This window comes from Streptomyces sp. NBC_00258, assembly GCF_036182465.1.
GTDB lineage: Bacteria > Actinomycetota > Actinomycetes > Streptomycetales > Streptomycetaceae > Streptomyces.
Genome location: NZ_CP108081.1, coordinates 4211410 through 4230356 on the forward strand (window position 1 = coordinate 4211410; position 18947 = coordinate 4230356).

Consider the following 18947-nt stretch of genomic DNA (forward strand, 5'->3'; position numbering starts at 1 on the left):
TCCGGTCGGTCCGCTCCTGTCGCCATCAGGTCCTCGGCTGCTGTTGCGTGATGCAGTGGATGCCGCCGCCGCCCGCGAAGATCGTGCGGGCGTCGGCCAGCGTGACCGTCCGCTCGGGGAACAGTCGCCGGAAGATCCCGGCCGCGATCTCGTCGCGTGGGTCGTCGAAGCCGCAGAGCACGACTCCGCCGTTGCAGAGGTAGTGGTTGATGTAGGAGTAGTCGGCCCAGTGGCCGTCCGCCTCCAGGACCGTGGGGGCAGGGACCTCGACGACCTCGATCCGGCGGCCGCGCGCGTCGGTCTGCGCCCTGAGCAGCCCGATGACCTCCTTCGACACCTCGTGGTCCGGGTGTGCCGGGTCCGGCTGGGAGTGTGCGACGACGACTCCGGGCCGGGCGAAGGCGGCGACGATGTCGACGTGTCCGAGCGTCCCGTATCCGTGCGGGGGATAGTCGCCGGTCAGTCCGCGCGGCAGCCAGATGGCCCTGCGGGTGCCGAGCTGGGCATGGATCTCCGCCTCCACCTGTTCCCTGGTCCAGCCCGGGTTGCGCTCCGGGCCGAGCTGCACGGTCTCGGTGAGCAGCACCGTGCCCTCGCCGTCCACGTGGATCGCACCGCCCTCGTTGACGAGCTTCGAGGCGTACGTCCGTGCCCCGGCCAGGTCCGACACGTACGCCGCGATCTTGGCGTCGTGTTCCCAGCGGGCCCAGTCCTGGGCGCCCCAGCCGTTGAACGTCCAGTCCACGGCGGCGAGTTCGCCCCTTCCATTGGTGAGGAAGGTGGGGCCGATGTCGCGCATCCAGGCGTCGTCCAGCTCGCGTTCCACGGTGTCGATGTCCGGGCCGAGGAGCTCCCTGGCCGCCGCGGACTGCCCCGGACCGCACACCACGGTCACCGGTTCGAAGCGCCGGACCGTTCGGGCCACCGCCGCCCACGCCGCGCGCGACCCGGCGAGGTCGTCCGGGGTGTCGAAGGTGTGGTTGGGTCCCGGCCACGCCATCCAGGTGCGCTCGTGCGGGGCCCACTCGGCGGGCATGCGGAAACCGTCGGCGGCGGGCTGTTCCATCGGGATCGTCATCGGGTCCTCGTCGGGGTTTCTCACAGGAAGTACAGGCGGTTGAGGGAGACCGAGTCGGCCGGCTCGGAGCGCAGCGGGTCGCCGTCGAGGGTGACCAGGCCGGTGCGCTGATCCACATCGACCGTGCCGGTACGGGAGTTGAGGCGCAGGTCGGCGGGACCGATGCCGCGGGTGCCGCGAACGGCCACGCGGCGGCGGCGTGTTGGCATGCTGTCGTTGCCCTGGTCGAGCGCGGCCCGCGCCACGAAGGCGACGGAGAGGTCCGCGGGTGTGGTGCCGTGCGCCCCGAACTGCGGTCCGAGGACCAGGGGTTCACAGGTGTCGGTCGCCGCGTTCGGATCGCCGACGACTCCGTACGCCGGGAAGCCGGACTTGAGCACGAGCTGCGGTTTCGCGCCGAAGAACTCGGGGCGCCACAGCACGATGTCGGCGAGCTTGCCGGTCTCGATGGAGCCGACCTCGTGGGCGAGGCCGTGCGCGATGGCGGGGTTGATGGTGAGCTTGGCGATGTAGCGCAGGACGCGCGCGTTGTCGTCGCCCGAGTCGCCGGAGCCGCCGAAGCCGGCCGAGCCGCCCGGGCCTCGGGGCTGGTCCCCGTCCAGCGGCCCCAGCTCCGCCTTCATCTTCCCGGCCATCGCGAACGTCCGGCGCACGGTCTCGCCCGCACGCCCCATCCCCTGCGCGTCCGACGAGGTGATGCCGATCGCGCCCAGGTCGTGCAGGACGTCCTCGGCGCCCATCGTCCCGGCCCGTATCCGGTCGCGGGCCATCGCCGCGTCGCCGGGCAGATCGGTCTTGAGGTCGTGGACGGAGACGATCATCCCGTAGTGCTCGGCGACCGCGTCCCGGCCGAAGGGGAGGGTGGGGTTGGTGGAGGAGCCGATGACGTTCGGGACTCCCGCCATTTTCAACACGTTCGGCACGTGACCGCCGCCGCAGCCCTCGATGTGGAAGGCGTGGATGGTGCGGCCTTCGAGGACGCGCAGGGTGTCCTCGACGGACAGGCACTCGTTCAACCCGTCGCTGTGCAGGGCGACTTGGACGTCGTACTCCTCGGCCACCCGAAGGGCCGTGTCGAGCGCGCGGGTGTGGGCGCCCATGTCCTCGTGGACCTTGAAGCCGGACGCCCCGCCCTCGGCCAGCGCCTCGACGAGCGGTGCCTCGTGCGAGGACGAACCCCGCCCAAGGAAGCCGATGTTGACCGGCCAGGCGTCGAACGCGTTGAACGCGTGCCGCAGCGCCCAGGGCGAGTTGACGCCGACGCCCCACACCGGACCGAACTCCTGCCCGACGATCGTCGTCACGCCGGACGCGAGTGAGGCCTCCATGACGCGCGGCGACAGCAGGTGGACGTGTGTGTCGACGGCTCCGGCGGTGGCGATCAGCCCTTCCCCGGAGACGATGGACGTACCCGTGCCGACCACGACGTCGACGCCGTCGAGGGTGTCGGGGTTCCCGGCCCGGCCGATGGAGCAGATCCGCCCCTCGCGGATGCCGATGGAGACCTTCCGGATCCCCTGCGCCGCGTCGATCACCACCACGTTGCTGATGACGACGTCACAGGTCTCACGGACGGCCGCGGCCTTGAGGTGCAGCCCGTCGCGCGCGGTCTTGCCGAACCCGGCGAGGAACTCGTCGCCGTACTTCTGGGCGTCGGACTCGACTCGGATCGTGAGCCCCGAGTCGCCGAGGCGGACGCGGTCGCCGGCCCGGGGGCCGTGGGTGGCGGCGTACTCGTACGGATTCATCGTGTCGCTCCCCGCCGAGACTCGCCCCCTGGAGCCGCGGCTCCCAGATATCCGCAGGCGACGGCCCTGCGCAGGGCCTCTTCCCGCGCGCCCGGCGCGTCCAGCGGGCCGTCCACGAGCCCGGCGAACCCGATCGCGATCCGCTCGCCCCCGACCGGTACGAGCCCGACCTCGACGCGCTCGCCCGGCCCGAACCGCACCGACGACCCCGCGGGCACGGCGAGCCGCATCCCGTAGGCGTCCACGCGTGAGAAGTCGAGCCGCGGGTTGGCCTCGAAGAAGTGGAAGTGGGAGGTGACGGAGACGGGCACGGTGGCGGTGTTGGTGACCGCGAGCCGCACGACCGCCTCGGGCTCGGCGTGCACGGGCCCGGGCAGCAACGCACCGGGGGCCCGCTCCCCCAGTCCGCCGCCGATGGGGTCGGCCACGACCGCGAGCCGCGATCCGTCGTCGAAGACGGCCTCGACATGCACCTCGGTCACGACGTCGGCGACACCCGGCAGCACGTCGTCCGGTCCGAGCACCGCCCTGGCCGCCTCGATGGCCTCGGCGAGCCGTCGCCCGTCGCGCGCGGCCTCGCAGACGGTGTCCGCGATGAGCGCGGTCGCCTCCGGAACGTTGAGCCGAAGGCCGCGTGCCCGGCGGGCACGAGCCAGCTCCGCGGCCCCGAACAGGAGCAGCCGGTCACGTTCCGTGGGGGTCAGTCTCACGCCACGACACCTCCTTGCGTCCACACGATTTAGAGCATCACTCTAACCATGTCATTCCTGGAGTGGAACCATTGACGGGCGAATTCGAACCGGGCACATTGAACGTCGCTCTAAAGTGCGGGACGCAAGTGGCCATCGAAGGAGACCTGCCATGCCGGTGGAACAACACGGAGTCGACACCATCCCGGAGGAGGAGCGGACGAGCGGTCCGCGGGACCTGGTGTCGATCCTGCTCGGCTCGAACCTCTGCCTCGGCGTGATCATCTTCGGCTGGCTGCCGCCGTCGTTCGGCCTTGACTGGTGGTCGTCCGTGACGTCGGTCGTCGTGGGCACGCTGGTCGGCACGGCGCTCACGGCTCCGCTGGCGCTGGTCTCCCTGCGCACGGCGACGAACCTCTCGACGTCGTCCGGCGCCCAGTTCGGCGTCCGGGGCCGGCTCGTCGGCTCGGTCGTCGGGCTCCTGCTCGCCCTCGGCTACACGGCCCTGACCGTGTGGATCGGCGGCGACGTGATGGTGGGCGTGCTCCACCGCCTGTTCGGACTGCCGGCCTCGGACCTCTCGTACGCGCTGGTCTACGCCCTGCTCTCGGCGGCAACCGTGGCGGGCGCGGTGTACGGCTACCGAGTGCTGCTCGGCATGTCCCGGGTCCTGGCCGTGGGCATGACGGCTCTGCTGGTCCTCGGGGTGTTCGCGTACGCGCCGCACTTCACGACCTCCGCGCTGCCGGAGGCGGGCGGCTATCTGCTCGGTGGCTTCTGGCCGACGTGGCTGCTGGCGGCGGTGGCCGCGGGTCTCTCGGGCCCGGTCGCGTTCATCACGCTGCTCGGCGACTACACGCGCTACATCTCACCCGCCCGGCACTCCTCCCGCACGGTCCTGCACGCGACCTGGCTGGGCCTGACCGCCGGGCTCCTGATCCCCCAGCTCTTCGGCACCTTCACGGCGTACGCGGCCCGCGCGGCCCTCGACTACGCGGGCCCGCTGGTCTCCGCCGCCCCGACCTGGTACCTGGTCCCGCTCCTGCTCGCCGCCTCCGCCGGGTCGGTCGGCAACGCCGGTCTGATGCTCTACTCGATGGGCCTCGACCTCGACGCGATCCTCCCGCGCGCCTCCCGCACCCGGGCCACGTACACGGTCGCCGTCGTGGCCACGGCCTGCGTCTTCGTCGGCCACTACGCGTCGAGCGCCCAGGACGCGATGACGTCCTTCGTGCTGCTGCTGACCGCGGTCGGCACGCCATGGGCGGTCATCACACTCATCGGCTTCGTACGCTGCCGCGGCATGTACGACCCGGACGCCCTCCAGGTCTTCAACCGCCGTTCCCGGGGCGGGATCTACTGGTACTCGGCCGGCTGGAACATCCCGGCCACACTGTCGTGGTGCCTGGGCGCCGTCACCGGACTGCTCGCGGTGTCCCTGCCGTCGTACGAGGGGCCGCTGCTGGCCCTGACCGGCGGGGTGGACTGCAGTTTCCTGTTGTCGGGGCTGGTGGGAGGCACCGCGTATCTGACCCTCACGGCACGGTCGCCTCAGGCTCCGGTGCCTTCGGAGGCGTCGGGGACGGAGACCCGGCGGGCCTCGGTCTCCCAGTAGCGCGAAAGGCCCGCCCCCGACACAGGGGGCGGGCCTCACGCAACGTAACTACCGAGCCGGAGCCTCAGCCCAGGTTGTGCATCCAGCCGTGCTGGTCCTTCGTCACGCCCCGCTGGATGTCGAGGAGGGCCTGGCGGAGCTTGAGGGTGACCTCGCCGGGCTCGCCGCCGGACTGCTGCCACTCGGCGCTGGAGCGCTTGACCGTGCCGACGGGGGTGATGACGGCCGCCGTGCCGCAGGCGAAGACCTCGGTCAGGCTGCCGTTCTCGGCGTCGCGCTGCCACTGGTCGATGGAGACGCGGGACTCCTCGGACTCGTAGCCGAGGTCACGGGCGACCGAGAGGAGCGAGTCGCGGGTGACGCCCTCCAGGATGGAGCCCGTCAGCGTGGGCGTGACGATCTTGTCCCCGTACACGAAGTACAGGTTCATGCCGCCCAGTTCCTCGACCCACTTGTGCTCGACGGCGTCGAGGTAGCAGACCTGGTCGCAGCCCTTCGAGGCGGCCTCGGCCTGGGCGAGCAGGGACGCGGCGTAGTTGCCGCCGGTCTTGGCGTCGCCCATGCCGCCGGGGACGGCGCGCACGCGGTCCTCGGAGAGCCAGATCGAGACGGGCTTCACGCCGCCCGGGAAGTACGCGCCGGCGGGGGACGCGATGACCAGGAAGAGGTACTCGTTGGCGGGCTTCACGCCCAGGCCGACCTCGCTCGCGATCATGAACGGGCGCAGGTAGAGCGACTCCTCGCCGCCGTGCGCGGGCACCCATGCCTTGTCCTGCTGGACCAGCGCGTCACACGCCTCGATGAACGTCTCGACGGGCAGCTCGGGCATCGCCAGGCGACGGGCGGAGGACTGGAAGCGCAGGGCGTTGCGGTCCGGGCGGAAGGTGGCGACGGAGCCGTCGGGCTGCCGGTAGGCCTTCAGACCCTCGAAGATCTCCTGCGCGTAGTGCAGGACGTTGGTCGCCGGGTCCAGGGAGAGCGGTCCGTACGGCGTGAGCTGGCCGTCGTGCCAGCCGCGGCCCTCGGTCCACTTGATCGTCACCATGTGGTCGGTGAAGTGGCGGCCGAACCCGGGGTTGGCGAGGATGGCCTCGCGCTCCGCGCCGGAAAGTGGCGAGGCCGAGGGCTTGAGCTCGATCGTGGGCGTCGTCATGAGTGGTTGTCCTTCACCGGTTTCGTGTGTGACGGGCCGCGCTCACGCCTGTACCTGCCAGTGGCCGGTGTTAGGACGTCCGAGCATTCCCTCATTCCGCGGCTCCGCGTTCGATTATCGCGCGTGCGGGGCCATGGACGAAAAGGGCGTGAATGCGACCCAGAGGATGATGGTGACACCCGGCGGGGACATAGAAAAGCCGCCGGGTGTTTGAGAGACCCGGCGGCTTCGAGAGTTTCGAGTGGCGCGGCGGGTCAGCCGGCTACTCGTACGGCGAGCGCGTCGCCGATTTCCTCGGTGCTGCGGGCCGGCTTGCCGACGCGCTCCGCGAGGTCGGCGGAGACGGCGGCCTCGATGCGCGCGGCCTCGGACTCGTGGCCGAGGTGACGCAGCAGGAGGGCGACGGACAGGACGGTGGCGCTGGGGTCGGCCTTGCCCTGGCCTGCGATGTCCGGGGCCGAGCCGTGGACGGGCTCGAACATGGACGGAAACTCGCCGCTCGGGTTGATGTTGCCGGAGGCGGCAACACCGATGCCGCCGGAGACGGCCGCGGCGAGGTCGGTGATGATGTCGCCGAAGAGGTTGTCGGTGACGATCACGTCGAAGCGGGCGGGGTCCGTGACGAGGTAGATCGTCGCGGCGTCCACGTGGATGTAGTCCGTGGTGACCTCGGGGAACTCCTCGGCCACCTTGTTGAAGACGTTCGTCCACAGGTGACCCGCGAAGGTCAGCACGTTGTTCTTGTGGACCAGCGTGAGCTTCTTGCGCGGGCGGGCCTGAGCGCGGGCGAAGGCGTCACGGACGACGCGCTCCACACCGAAGGCCGTGTTCACGGAGACCTCGGTGGCGACCTCGTGCTCGGTGCCCTTGCGGATGGTGCCGCCGTTGCCCGTGTACGGGCCCTCGGTGCCCTCGCGGACCACGACGAAGTCGATCTCCGGCTGGCCGGCGAGCGGGGTGGCGACACCCGGAAGGAGCTTCGACGGACGCAGGTTGACGTGGTGGTCGAAGGCGAAGCGGAGCTTGAGCAGGAAACCACGCTCCAGCACACCGGACGGCACGCTCGGGTCACCGATCGCGCCGAGCAGGATGGCGTCGTGCTTCTTCAGGGCGTCCAGGTCGGCCTCGGTGAGGGTCTCACCGGTCGCGTGGTAACGCTTGGCGCCGAAATCGAACTCCTTGGTCTCCAGCTTCACATCCTGCGGGAGGACGGCCGAGAGGACCTTCAGGCCTTGGGCCACGACTTCCTGGCCGATGCCGTCACCGGGGATCACTGCGAGATTGAGGCTGCGAGACATGTCGGCACCCTACTCCTCGTCCCACGGGATGACATCGGGAGTCCGCGATACGGACACCACCGGATGGCCGCGCATCAATCTGTCGGCTCCCGTTCACCCGTACGTATGGCGGTTGTTGGGACACGCTGGGAAGTTCAGAATCATGGACACTCCCGACGTCGGCATCCCGCCGCAGCTCGCACGCCGGATGAGCATGGCGGAGCAGTACGAGTACCTGCGGACGAAGCACTCGCGGCGCCGCGCCCTGGTGACCGCCGGGGCGGTGGCCGGCGGTCTGCTGACCGGCTGCTCCGGCCCGGGCTCCGGTACGGACACGGCGAGCCGGACGGCCTCGCCCCTGTCCGCGACGTCCACGCCCACCGGCACCGGCCGGGTGAACGGCAAGGTCGTCACCCCTTTCGGCCGCCACCTCGCCTTCGGCGCGGACCCGAAGACCCAGATGCGGATCTCGTGGCAGGTGCCGCTTCCCGTCAAGAAGCCGTACGTGCGCGTGGGGCTGAAGCCGTGGGAGCTGAGCCGGAAGATCGAGGCCGAGGTCCGCGACCTGCACACCCCGGAGGTGGAGGGGCAGCGGCTCGCGGTGGAGCAGTACTACCTGCACGCGGCGCTCGACGGCCTGCGCGCCGGCACGACGTACTACTACGGCGTCGGCCACGAGGGCTTCGACCCGGCGTCCAAGCAGCGGCATTCCACGGTCGGCTCGTTCACCACGGCGCCCGCCCGCCCCGGGACGTTCGTGTTCACCGCGTTCGGCGACCAGGGCGTCACCCCGGACGCGCTCGCCAACGACCGGCTGATCCTCGGCCGGCAGCCGTCCTTCCATCTGCACGCGGGGGACATCTGCTACGCCGACGACACGGGACACGGCAAGAAGTCGGACTACTACTCGCCCACCACCTGGGACCTGTTCCTCAAGCAGACCGAGCCGGTGGCGAAGTCCGTCCCGTGGATGGTGACGACCGGCAACCACGACATGGAGGCGTGGTACTCCCCGAACGGGTACGGCGGGCAGTCCGCGCGCTGGGCCCTCCCGGACAACGGCTTCGACGCGAAGAACTCCCCCGGCGTCTACTCGTTCACGTACGGCAACGTCGGGGTCGTGGCGCTGGACGCGAACGACGTGTCCTACGAGATCCCCGCCAACAAGGGCTACTCGAACGGCCGGCAGACCGCCTGGCTCGACACGCGGCTCGGTGAACTGCGCAAGCAGGTCGACTTCATCGTGGTCTTCTTCCACCACTGCACGTACTCGACGTCGACCCACGCCTCGGACGGCGGTGTGCGCGACGCCTGGCTGCCGCTGTTCACCAAGCACCAGGTGGACCTGGTGATCAACGGGCACAACCACGTCTACGAGCGGACCGACGCCATCAAGGGCGGCAAGGTGGGCAGGCGGGTGCCGGTCGGTGCGTCGACCGATCCGACGCGGGACGGGATCGTGTACGTCACGGCGGGCGGTGCGGGCAAGAGCCTCTACCACTTCCCCGCCGGGGTGAAGGACAGCTACGAGGGGAAGATCGCCGACCGCGAGTCCGTGGAGACGTTCCACTGGACGAAGTCGAAGGACCAGAACCCCGACACCGTGGAGTGGTCGAGGGTGCGGTACACCGGCTACTCCTTCCTCTCCGTGGAGGCGGTGGCGGGAGCGGCCCCGAAGCTCAAGGTGTCGGCGCTGGCGCAGGGCGGCGAGCGCATCGACTACTTCGAGGTGCGGCGCGGGGCGTGAGGCCCCGCGCCGCACCTCGTGCGGGCGCGGCTCCCGGCTTCCATCGGTGAGGCGTGAAAGTGAGGCGTGCAGGTGAGGCAGGACCGGGCTCAGTGCCCGGTCGAGCCGCCGTTGTCCCTGCGGTCGAGGGCGCGCTGGAGCGCGGCGGCGGCGTTCTTGCGGTCGGACTCGCTCGAACGGGAGACGTGACGGACTCGGCGGGCGGTCGTCTCGGCCATGATGAATCGACTCCTTGCCTCCGGCAGCGGCCGCCGGAAGTGCGATGAGGGATTACGAGACGCCGGATGGGGCGGGGAGCGGTGCCGCAGGGGTTGCCTGCCAGGGGCTCCGGCTCACGACCGCCATTCGCTTGGTCTAGCGAGACGTTCGGCTCCTACAAAGCTAGGCGAGGACCGCGCATCTGTCTCCACAGTTAGTCGGACTTCCTACTATCTGAGACGGCGGATTGGGTCACACCGCGCTGACCTGCGCTTTCTGTATTTGCCTCTCTGGAGGGCATCCCCGGAGGACGCCCCTGGAGGTCGTCTCTAGAGGACGTCGCCGTCGCGCCAGTCGAAGGCCAGGTCGTGGGACGGGTCGAGGGGGCCGGATGAGGCGGGGCGGACGAAGGTGGTGCCCTCCTCGTCGGGGAGGCGCACGATGCCGTCCGGGCCGAGGACGGAGATCCGGCCCGGCCAGACCTGCCAGCCGCGGGCCGTGTAGAGGGCGGCGCCCGCCTCGCTCGCGGAGAGCGCGCCGAGGGCGTACGCGCGGTCGACGACCCCTTCCAGGGCGGCCATGATCTGCCCGCCGAGGCCGGTCCGGCGTACGTCCGCGCGGACGGCGACCGCCTCGACGTACCCCGTGCGCAGGGAGCGGCCCCGGTGCAGCACCCTGCGCATGACCACCGAGCCGTGGGCGGCGAGTCCGGCACCGTCGTGCACGAGGGCGTGCACCCCGCCCAGCCCGTGGTCCCAGTCCTCGTCGGAGAAGTCCCCCTCGAACGCGTCGTCCAGGAGGGCGCGGGCGGCGCGGAGTTCGGCCGGAGCGAGGTCCGCCGTGTGGGCGGTGCGCAGTCGGATGGTCATCCCTCAAGTATTCGTCCTGATCCCGCGGGCTGCGGAAGCCTGGCCGTGGGAGCACCATGGGGGCCGAGCGGTCCGTGAAACCGGCTTCGGGAGGGAGACCCGATGACCACCGCACTTCCGCGTACGCGTGTGATCACCCAGCATCGCTTCGGCGGTCCTGAGGTTCTGGAGATCGAGGAACGGGAGCGGCCTGTCGCCGGTCCGGGGGAGATTCTGCTGCGGGTGCGCGCGGTGGGTGTCAACGCCGTCGACCGGCTGGTGCGTTCGGGCGCGGCGCCGCTCTTCGGGGAACCGCCGTTCGTCCTCGGCGGCGACGTCTCCGGTGTGGTGGAGGCGGCCGGGGCGGGCGTCACCAGGTTCCGGCCCGGTGACGAGGTCTTCGGCAAGGTCCTGGGCGGCGGGTACGCGGAGCACGTGGCCGCCCCCGCCGACCAGTTCGCGGCCAAGCCGTCGACCCTGGACCACGTCCACGCGGCGGCCGCCCCCACGGCGACCCTCACCGCCTGGCAGGCGCTGGTCGATCTGGCCCAGGTCGGCCCGGGCACCCGGGTGCTGGTCCACGCGGCAGGGGGCGGCGTCGGTCACGCGGCGGTGCAGATCGCCAAGGCGGAGGGCGCGTACGTCGTCGGTACGGCCCGCGCCGACAAGCACGAGTTCCTGCGCGACCTGGGTGTGGACGAGCCGGTCGACCACACGGACACGGACTTCGCCACGGCCGTACGGGACATGGACGTCGCCCTCGACCTGATCGGCGGCGACTACGGTCCGCGCACCCTCAACACCCTGCATCCAGGAGGCCTGTTGCTGTCCGCCCTGCCCGGAGACACGGGCCTGTCGGCCGAGGACGTCGAGGCGCGCGGGATGCGTTTCGCGGTCGTGCGGGTGGAACCGTCCGGCATGCGTCTGGCGAAGATCGCCTCGCTGCTGGCGGGCGGCCGGGTACGTATCCACGTGGACGCGGTCCTGCCGTTCGCGGAGGCGGCCAAGGCCCATGAACTGGGGGAGGCGGGACACACCAAGGGCAAGATCGTCCTCAGCCTCCCGGAGTGAACCTCGTACCGTCCCGAGTGATCCCCTCTTACTGAATGACTCATCAGCAATCCGATGTCTGATGCTGTCAGATTCCTTGACATGCCCAAAAGCCCCCTCCACTCTCACATTCATCGACCAGTCATCGGATGACTGTGACAGGAGGGGTTCCACATGGCGGTCCAACCCCGGGCCCGCACCATCGTGTTGACGCTCTGTTCCGCACTCCTTGCCACCACCGCGGCGACGCTTCCGGCCCGCGCCGAGGCGCCCGCCCCGCACACGTCCTGGGAGGTGCGCGGCCCCCACGGCTCCCCCACGGCCGTGGTCTCCCTCGACCCGGCCGACGGCAGCCCGTCCCTGGCGATCAGTCGCGCCGGCCGTACGGTCCTCGAACCGTCCCCCGTCGGCCTCGTCACGGAACAGGCCGACTTCTCCCGGAACTTGACCCTCACCCGCCGCTCCGACCGCACGATCTCGGAGCGCTACACCGTCCCGACGGGCAAGTCGCACCAGCGGGCTGTCCGTATGACCGAGTCCCGCTTCCGCTTCCGTACGGCGGACGGCGCGCGCATCGACCTGCTGACCCGCGTCGCCGCCGACGGCGTCGCGTATCGCTACGTCCTGCCGGACGATCACGGCGACGTCGTACGCGAGGCCTCCGCCTTCACCTTCCCGACCACCACCGAGCCCGTCATCAGCGCCTACCGCCGGGACAACGAACTCCCCTTCGTCCGCTACCAGTCGGCGGCCGCGGTACCGGCGGGCACGTACTCGATGCAGGCGCTCTTCAAGACGGACGGCGGCTACGCCCTGGTCGCCGAGTCGGACCTGACCGGCAGCTACGCCGGCTCCCACCTCACGCACGCCGCCGGTTCTCCCACGTTCGGCGTGAGTCCGTGGAACGACGAGCCGATCCAGGTGTCGGGCAAGCTCACCACACCCTGGCGCGCGGTGGTCACCGGCGACCTGTCGACCGTCACCGAGTCGACGTTCACCGACGACCTAGCCCCCAAGTCCCGTGTCCGCGACACCTCCTGGATCAAGCCGGGCCCGGCCCTGTGGACCTGGCTCGCCGGCGGCAAGGAGGCCGGGCAGAGCCTGGAGGCGCAGAAGAAGTACGTCGACTACGCGGCCCAGCGCGACTGGCCGTACGAGGTCGTCGACGCGGGCTGGTACTACAAGCCCGGCGAGTGGGACGTCATCGATCCCGACTGGCAGACGAACAACTGGATGCCGGAGCTGGTGCGTTACGGCAAGGAACGCGGCGTCGAGATCCAGGTCTGGCTCCATTACTCGCTCCTCGTCGACCCCGTCGAACGGGAGAAGTGGCTCTCCACGCTGGAGCGTTGGGGCGTCAGGGGCGTGAAGATCGACTTCATGGACTCGGAGTCCCAGGAGCGGATGGCCTGGTACGACGAGATCCTGCCGGCCACCGCGAAGCACCACCTGATGGTCAACTTCCACGGCTCCACGATCCCCAAGGGCATCCAGCGCACCTGGCCGCACGTCATGACGCTGGAGGGCGTCGGCGGCGAGGAGAAGCGCAACAACACGCCCGAGCAGCTGGCCGCACTCCCCTACACCCGCAACGTCATCGGCTCGATGGACTTCACCCCGGGCGCCTTCCACCGCCCGTTCCGCCCCAACGTCGGCTCCGACGCGGGCGAGTTGGGCCTGACCGTCCTCTACGAGTCCGGCATCCAGAACCTCGCCGGCACCCCGGAGTCGTACGAGGCCCGCCCGGAGGCCCGCCGCTACCTGGAGCAACTGCCCAGCGGCTGGGAGGAGACCAGGCTGCTGACCGGCGATCCCGGCCGCTCGGCCGTCCTGGCCCGCCGCGCGCCCGACGGCCGCTGGTTCATCGGCGGCACGTTCGCGGGGGCGGCCCACAGCGTGGACGTGCCCATGCGTCTCGGCACGGGCAAGTGGCTCGTCGAGACCGTGACCGACGGCCCGTCCGGCCTGGTCCGCGAACCACACGTCGTCCGCGGCGGCACCTCGCTGACGGTGCCCGTCGTGGCGGACGGCGGCTTCGCCGCGCTGGCCTGCCGCTGGCACCCGGGCCGCACGACCTGCGACCGCTGACACGGCACATCCACCGGCACGTCCACCGTGGCCCTGTCTCCACGCGGAGGCAGGGCCACGGTACGTCGGCAAGACGCACGCCGCCCCCGGCCCGGAGGGATGCGTCCGGGGCGGGGGCGGTTCCGTGAGACGTCGGCCCGTGTGCGGGGACGTCTCAGCCCATGTGCGGGTAGGGGTAGTCGGTCGGCGGGACCAGGGTCTCCTTGATGGCGCGGGTCAGGGTCCAGCGCATCAGGTTCTGCGGGGCGCCCGCCTTGTCGTTGGTGCCGGACGCGCGGCCGCCGCCGAAGGGCTGCTGGCCGACGACGGCGCCGGTCGACTTGTCGTTGATGTAGAAGTTGCCCGCGGCGTAGCGGAGCTTCTCCATCGTGTACGCGGCGGCAGCGCGGTCGCCCGCGATGACCGAGCCGGTGAGCGCGTAGTCCGACACCGACTCCATCTGGGCCAGCATCTCGTCGTACTGGTCGTCCTCGTACACGTGCACCGCGAGGAACGGGCCGAAGTACTCCGTCGTGAAGACCTCGTTCGCCGGGTCCGTGCACTCGACGACGGTCGGGCGGACGAAGTAGCCGACCGAGTCGTCGTAGGTGCCGCCCGCGACGACCGTGCAGGACGGGTCGGCGTGCGCCCGGTCGATCGCCGCCTTGTTCTTGGCGAAGGAGCGCTCGTCGATGACGGCGCCGATGAAGTTCGACAGGTCGGTGACGTCACCCATCGTGATGCCGTCGATCTCGGCCGCGAACTCCTCCTTGAAGCCGGAGTTCCAGATGGAGGCCGGGACGTACGCGCGCGAGGTGGCCGAGCACTTCTGGCCCTGGTACTCAAAGGAACCGCGGGTGAGGGCCGTCTTCAGGATCGCCGGGTCGGCGCTCGGGTGCGCGACGACGAAGTCCTTGCCGCCGGTCTCGCCGACCATGCGCGGGTACGTGCGGTACTTCTCGATGTTGTTGCCGACCGTCTTCCACAGGTACTGGAAGGTCCTGGTCGAGCCGGTGAAGTGGATGCCGGCGAGGTCGCGGTGCTCCAGGGCGACCTCGGAGACCTCGATGCCGTCACCGGTGACGAGGTTGATGACGCCCTTGGGAAGACCGGCCTCCTCCAGCAGCTGCATGAGCAGGACGGCCGCGTGGGTCTGCGTCGGGGACGGCTTCCACACGACCACGTTGCCCATCAGCGCGGGCGCGGTCGGCAGGTTGCCCGCGATCGCCGAGAAGTTGAACGGCGTGATCGCGTAGACGAAGCCTTCGAGCGGGCGGTGGTCGAGGCGGTTCCAGACGCCCGGCGAGTTGGCCGGCGGCTGCTCGGCGAGCAGGTCACGGGCGTACTTGACGTTGAAGCGCCAGAAGTCGACCAGCTCACAGGGACAGTCGATCTCGGCCTGCTGGGCGGTCTTCGACTGGCCGAGCATCGTCGAGGCGGCGAGCGTCTCGCGCCACGGTCCTGCCAGCAGCTCGGCGGCGCGCAGGATGATCGCGGCGCGGTCGTCGAAGGACATCGCGCGCCAGGCGGGCGCGGCGGCGAGGGCCGCGTCGATCGCGTCCTGGGCGTCCTGCTGGGTGGCGTTCGCGTACGTGCCGAGGCGGGCCTTGTGGTTGTGCGGCTGCACGACGTCGAAACGGTCGCCGCCGCCCATCCGCTTCTCGCCGCCGATGGTCATCGGCAGGTCGACCGGGTTCTCGGCGAGCTCCTTGAGCTTGGACTCCAGGCGGGCGCGCTCGGGAGAGCCGGGGGCATAGCCGTGCACCGGCTCGTTGACGGGGGTGGGGACCTGGGTCACAGCGTCCATAAGTTCCGTAACTCCTTAGTGAGCGGTGTTCTCGGGGCTCAAGCCCTGGTTCTCGGTTCCGGTTCTCGGTTCCGGTTCTTGTTTCTCAGCTCTTGGTGAGGATCGAGCGGCCGAAGAAGAGGAGGTTGGCCGGCTTCTCGGCGAGGCGCCGCATGAAGTAGCCGTACCAGTCGGTGCCGTACGCGGTGTAGACACGCATCCGGTGGCCTTCGGCGGCGAGCCGCAGATGCTCGTCGCTCCTGATCCCGTACAGCATCTGGAACTCGTACTCGTCGGGCTTGCGGCCGGCGCGCCGGGCCAGCTCCTGGGCGATGGAGATGAGGCGCGGGTCGTGGGACCCGATCATCGGGTACCCCTCGCCCTCCATCAGGATGCGCAGGATGCGCACGTACGCCTTGTCGGTCTCGGCCTTCTGCTGGTACGCGACCTCGGCGGGCTCCTTGTAGGCGCCCTTCACGAGCCGTACGCGGCTGCCGCTGTCGGCGAGGCGGCGGGCGTCGGCCTCGGTGCGGAAGAGGTAGGCCTGGATGACGCAGCCGGTCTCCGGGAAGTCCTTCCGCAGCTCCTCGTGGATGGCGAACATCGAGTCGAGGGTGGTGTGGTCCTCGGCGTCGAGAGTGACCGTCGTACCGATGGCGGCGGCGGCCTCGACGACCGGGCGGACGTTGGCGAGAGCGATCTCGTGGCCACCGGGAAGCGCCTGCCCGAAGAGGGACAGCTTCACCGACATCTCGGCGCGCTCTCCGAGCTCCAGCTGCTTGAGGCGGTCGATCAGCTCCAGGTACGCGTCACGGGCGAGCGTCGCCTGCTCCGGCGTGGTGATGTCCTCGCCGACCACGTCCATGGTGACCTCGAGGCCCTTGGCCGTGAGGTCCTGGATGATCGGTACGACCTGGTCGACGGACTCGCCGGGGATGAAGCGGTCGACGACCGGCCTGGTCACCGGGGCCGCCGAGATCAGACGACGCATCCGGTCGCTGCGCGACGCGGCGAGAATCACGGGACCCAGCACGGGGCACCTCCACAACAAGGCCGGCGGAAGGCCGTACCCACCGTTGTACGGCGTCCCGGTACGGCACGAAGAACCACCGTGAAACCTAAGGATCCCTCCGATCGTCGACCATCGACAGCTGTCACGCATCCGTGCCCTGGATCTCAGACAGATGTATGAAGCCGCGGGGAAATGATGGAGAATGCCCGGGTGACATCGGATCCCAAGGGCGAATACCAGGAGCTGGTGGACGAGATCTCGGAGCTCCTCGGCGCCCCCGCGACGCTGGAGAACCGCGACTTCGAGCTGATCGCCTTCGGCGCGTACGACAGCGAGGGCGAGCTGGACGCCTCCGCGCTGGACCCCGTACGCGCCCGCTCGATCCTCACGCGTCGCTCGACCTCGGCGGTCCGCACCTGGTTCGAGGGCTTCGGCATCGCCCGCGCCACGGCGCCGGTCCGTATCCCGCCCACCCCCGAGGCCGGCGTCTACCGGGGCCGCGTCTGCCTCCCCGTACGCCACCGGGGTGTCGTCCTCGGGTACGTATGGCTGCTGTCGGACGATCCGGGTCCCACCGACCAGCAGCTCTCCGCGGCGATGGAGGTAACCCCGCGCATCGGCGCCCTCCTGGCGGACGAGGCCCAGGCGGGCGCGGACCTCAGCCGGGAGCTGCGCGCGGTCCTCACCGCCGAGAGCGGCTGGCAGCGCGACATGGCACTGGCCGAACTCCACACGGAACTCGGCGCCCGTGGCGAGGGCCTCCACACGATGGTCTGCGTGGCTCCCTGGCCCTCGTCCCACCCCGACGACGCGCCGTCGGTCCGCACCATCCCGTCCGCCACCGCCGTCTGCGCCCTCCCCTGGGGCCCCACCGACCAGAGCCTGGCCCTGCTGGTCCGCCTCCGCTCACCGGAGGTCCTCACCCCGGCGACCACGGCGGCGGCACGCCTGCTGGAGCGGGCGGAGGGGGTACGGGGACCAGCGCGCCCACAGTCCTCCCCGGCCGAGCCCGGCCCTCCTGGGGCTCACCAGCAAACAGGCGCCACCCGGGGCCGGGGCCCGGCGCAGCCACCGAACCAGGGCCGGGACCAGGACGCCGGGGCGGACCGGCCGCCGGATCGGACAGGCGAGGCGGAAGCCGCGCGGGCGGACGAGGGGGAAGGGAGTGCCGGGCGGACAGACCCCGAGACAGGAACGTCCGGCCGGACAGTCAAGGGCACAGGTGCATCCACGCGGACGGCCCGAGCCGCGGAGGCATCCGGGCGGGCGGCTCAGGAGGCGGAGGGATCCCGACGGGCGGCCCAGCCGTCGGACCAGGCGCGGAGCGCCCCGCGTACGCCACCCCCCGGCCGCCCCCGAGCGGTCGGAGCCGGACAGGCCCCGGAACCGCACGCCCCCCGCCCCGCCCGGATCGCGGCCGGGATCGCCGTCCCGCACTCCGGACTCGCCGACCTCGGCACCGCCTGGCAGGAGGCATCGGCCGCCGCCCGCGCGGCGCTGGCCGAGCCCCGGCTGGGCCCGGTCGCGCACTGGTCGTCCATCGGCCCGTACCGCCTGCTGACGTCGCTGCCGCCGACCGCCTCGCACGACCTCGCCGTACGCCCTCTCCTCGCCCCCGCCCACCGCGAACTCGCCCACACCGCCGAGGTGTTCCTCGACTGCGCGGGCCAGGCCGGCCGCACCGCCGCCGAACTGGGCATCCACCGCCAGACCCTCTACTACCGCCTCTCCCGCGTCGAACAGCTCACCGGCCTCGACCTGGACGACGGCGAGGACCGCCTGCTCCTGCACATGGGGCTCAAGGCGCGGCGTCTCTAACCGCCGGGCTCACGAAATCCGTCCGCTCGCGCCACACGGCTCATGCTCTACTCCCGACCATGCCCCTCCTGATGATCGACCTCGACAACACCCTGGTCGACCGCGACTCCGCCTTCCGGGAGGCGTCGTCGGCCTTCCTCGACGAGAACGCGCTCCCTGTCGACGACCTCGCGTGGCTCTTGTCCGTCGACGCCAGTGGCTATACGCCGAGGGAGGACGTTGCCCGGGCCATGGCCGAGCGGTACGGAGGGGCCGTCTCAGGGGCCGCCGTCCGGGACTTCCTCGACCGGGGCGCCGCCGACCGTGTCGTACTGGCCGAGGCCACGCGCGTCGCGCTCGGGGCGGCTGTCGACGCCGGATGGACATGCGTGATCGTCACCAACGGCCGTGTCGTGCAGCAGGAGGCGAAGATCCGGGGCACCGGGCTCGACGGGATCGTCCACGGATGGGTGGTTTCCGAGGCGGTCGGGTGCAAGAAGCCCGCGCCGGAGATCTTCCGTGCGGCGGCGGCCGCCGTGGGGACGTCCCTGCACGGGGCCTGGGTGATCGGGGACTCGGCGCACGCCGACGTCGGCGGCGCGAGGGGACTCGGCCGGGTCCGCAGCGTGTGGGTGTCGGGTGGCCGGCCGTGGACCGACGAGACGTTCCGGCCCACACACATCACCGGCGACGCCGCGTCTGCCCTCACCCACGTCGTCGAGCACGGCGGCGGTGCCCGGGACGATGGGACACCGGACACCCCGGGAGGGGTGTGACAGCCACCGGGCGATGGTCGGGATTCGGACGCCACTACTGAAAACGATTGTCATCATGCTACGGTCGGCGCCACGTCTCCATTGACCATCCCTTTACCCGGAGTGC

The 18947-nt window shown here is 70.8% G+C and carries 15 protein-coding genes; 6 read left to right on the forward strand and 9 right to left on the reverse strand.

Going from position 1 to position 18947, the window contains the following annotated elements; all coding sequences use genetic code 11:
* Positions 1-25: 25 nt before the first annotated feature.
* From OG718_RS18635 to ureA, 3 genes are read right to left on the reverse strand one after another with little or no spacing between them, the layout of a single operon-like run.
* A complete protein-coding gene (locus OG718_RS18635) occupies positions 26-1066 on the reverse strand; it encodes an agmatine deiminase family protein (RefSeq protein WP_328847790.1) in 1041 nt (346 codons plus the stop codon).
* Positions 1067-1098: 32 nt separating this feature from the next.
* Complete coding sequence (locus OG718_RS18640; protein WP_328844634.1) at positions 1099-2826, reverse strand: urease subunit alpha; 1728 nt, start codon at positions 2824-2826, stop codon at positions 1099-1101.
* The gene (ureA, locus tag OG718_RS18645; protein ID WP_328844635.1) at positions 2823-3536 is read right to left on the reverse strand and encodes an urease subunit gamma; all 714 of its coding nucleotides are present in this window, start codon (positions 3534-3536) and stop codon (positions 2823-2825) included. Before ureA ends, OG718_RS18640 begins: the two co-directional genes overlap by 4 nt.
* A gap of 151 nt (positions 3537-3687) precedes the next feature.
* On the opposite strand from ureA, the gene OG718_RS18650 reads away from it, so the two are divergent.
* Positions 3688-5130, forward strand: coding sequence for a cytosine permease (locus OG718_RS18650; protein WP_328844636.1), 1443 nt, complete (start codon positions 3688-3690; stop codon positions 5128-5130).
* 64 nt (positions 5131-5194) lie between these two features.
* On the opposite strand, the gene OG718_RS18655 is transcribed toward OG718_RS18650, so the two are convergent.
* Together OG718_RS18655 and OG718_RS18660 are read right to left on the reverse strand one after the other, a co-directional pair.
* Positions 5195-6283: a branched-chain amino acid aminotransferase gene (locus OG718_RS18655; protein WP_143640602.1), complete on the reverse strand. Its 1089-nt coding sequence runs from the start codon at positions 6281-6283 to the stop codon at positions 5195-5197.
* A gap of 254 nt (positions 6284-6537) precedes the next feature.
* A complete protein-coding gene (locus tag OG718_RS18660) occupies positions 6538-7581 on the reverse strand; it encodes a 3-isopropylmalate dehydrogenase (RefSeq protein WP_306937736.1) in 1044 nt (347 codons plus the stop codon).
* A 142-nt stretch (positions 7582-7723) separates the two neighbouring features.
* On the opposite strand from OG718_RS18660, the gene OG718_RS18665 reads away from it, so the two are divergent.
* Positions 7724-9307, forward strand: a complete 1584-nt coding sequence (locus OG718_RS18665; protein WP_143640600.1) for a purple acid phosphatase family protein — start codon at positions 7724-7726, stop codon at positions 9305-9307.
* A gap of 89 nt (positions 9308-9396) precedes the next feature.
* On the opposite strand, the gene OG718_RS18670 is transcribed toward OG718_RS18665, so the two are convergent.
* Together OG718_RS18670 and OG718_RS18675 are read right to left on the reverse strand one after the other, a co-directional pair.
* The gene (locus tag OG718_RS18670) at positions 9397-9525 is read right to left on the reverse strand and encodes a hypothetical protein (RefSeq protein ID WP_260695433.1); all 129 of its coding nucleotides are present in this window, start codon (positions 9523-9525) and stop codon (positions 9397-9399) included.
* Positions 9526-9834: 309 nt separating this feature from the next.
* Positions 9835-10374, reverse strand: coding sequence for a GNAT family N-acetyltransferase (locus OG718_RS18675; RefSeq protein ID WP_143640599.1), 540 nt, complete (start codon positions 10372-10374; stop codon positions 9835-9837).
* 102 nt (positions 10375-10476) lie between these two features.
* On the opposite strand from OG718_RS18675, the gene OG718_RS18680 reads away from it, so the two are divergent.
* Both OG718_RS18680 and OG718_RS18685 read left to right on the forward strand, forming a co-directional pair.
* Positions 10477-11424 carry an NADP-dependent oxidoreductase gene (locus OG718_RS18680; protein ID WP_143640598.1) on the forward strand — a complete coding sequence of 316 codons (948 nt, stop codon included), beginning with the start codon at positions 10477-10479 and terminating at the stop codon, positions 11422-11424.
* Positions 11425-11577: 153 nt separating this feature from the next.
* The gene (locus OG718_RS18685) at positions 11578-13491 is read left to right on the forward strand and encodes a glycoside hydrolase family 97 protein (RefSeq protein WP_328844637.1); all 1914 of its coding nucleotides are present in this window, start codon (positions 11578-11580) and stop codon (positions 13489-13491) included.
* 154 nt (positions 13492-13645) lie between these two features.
* Here OG718_RS18685 and pruA read toward each other — a convergent pair whose 3' ends face one another.
* Both pruA and OG718_RS18695 read right to left on the reverse strand, forming a co-directional pair.
* Positions 13646-15277, reverse strand: a complete 1632-nt coding sequence (pruA, locus tag OG718_RS18690; RefSeq protein WP_143640596.1) for an L-glutamate gamma-semialdehyde dehydrogenase — start codon at positions 15275-15277, stop codon at positions 13646-13648.
* An 85-nt stretch (positions 15278-15362) separates the two neighbouring features.
* The gene (locus tag OG718_RS18695; protein ID WP_143640595.1) at positions 15363-16289 is read right to left on the reverse strand and encodes a proline dehydrogenase family protein; all 927 of its coding nucleotides are present in this window, start codon (positions 16287-16289) and stop codon (positions 15363-15365) included.
* A gap of 171 nt (positions 16290-16460) precedes the next feature.
* On the opposite strand from OG718_RS18695, the gene OG718_RS18700 reads away from it, so the two are divergent.
* Positions 16461-18086 (forward strand): helix-turn-helix domain-containing protein, encoded by a 1626-nt coding sequence (locus OG718_RS18700; RefSeq protein WP_328844638.1) that lies wholly within the window; start codon positions 16461-16463, stop codon positions 18084-18086.
* A gap of 59 nt (positions 18087-18145) precedes the next feature.
* The gene (locus OG718_RS18705; RefSeq protein WP_328844639.1) at positions 18146-18841 is read left to right on the forward strand and encodes an HAD family hydrolase; all 696 of its coding nucleotides are present in this window, start codon (positions 18146-18148) and stop codon (positions 18839-18841) included.
* The last annotated feature ends 106 nt before the right edge of the window (positions 18842-18947 follow it).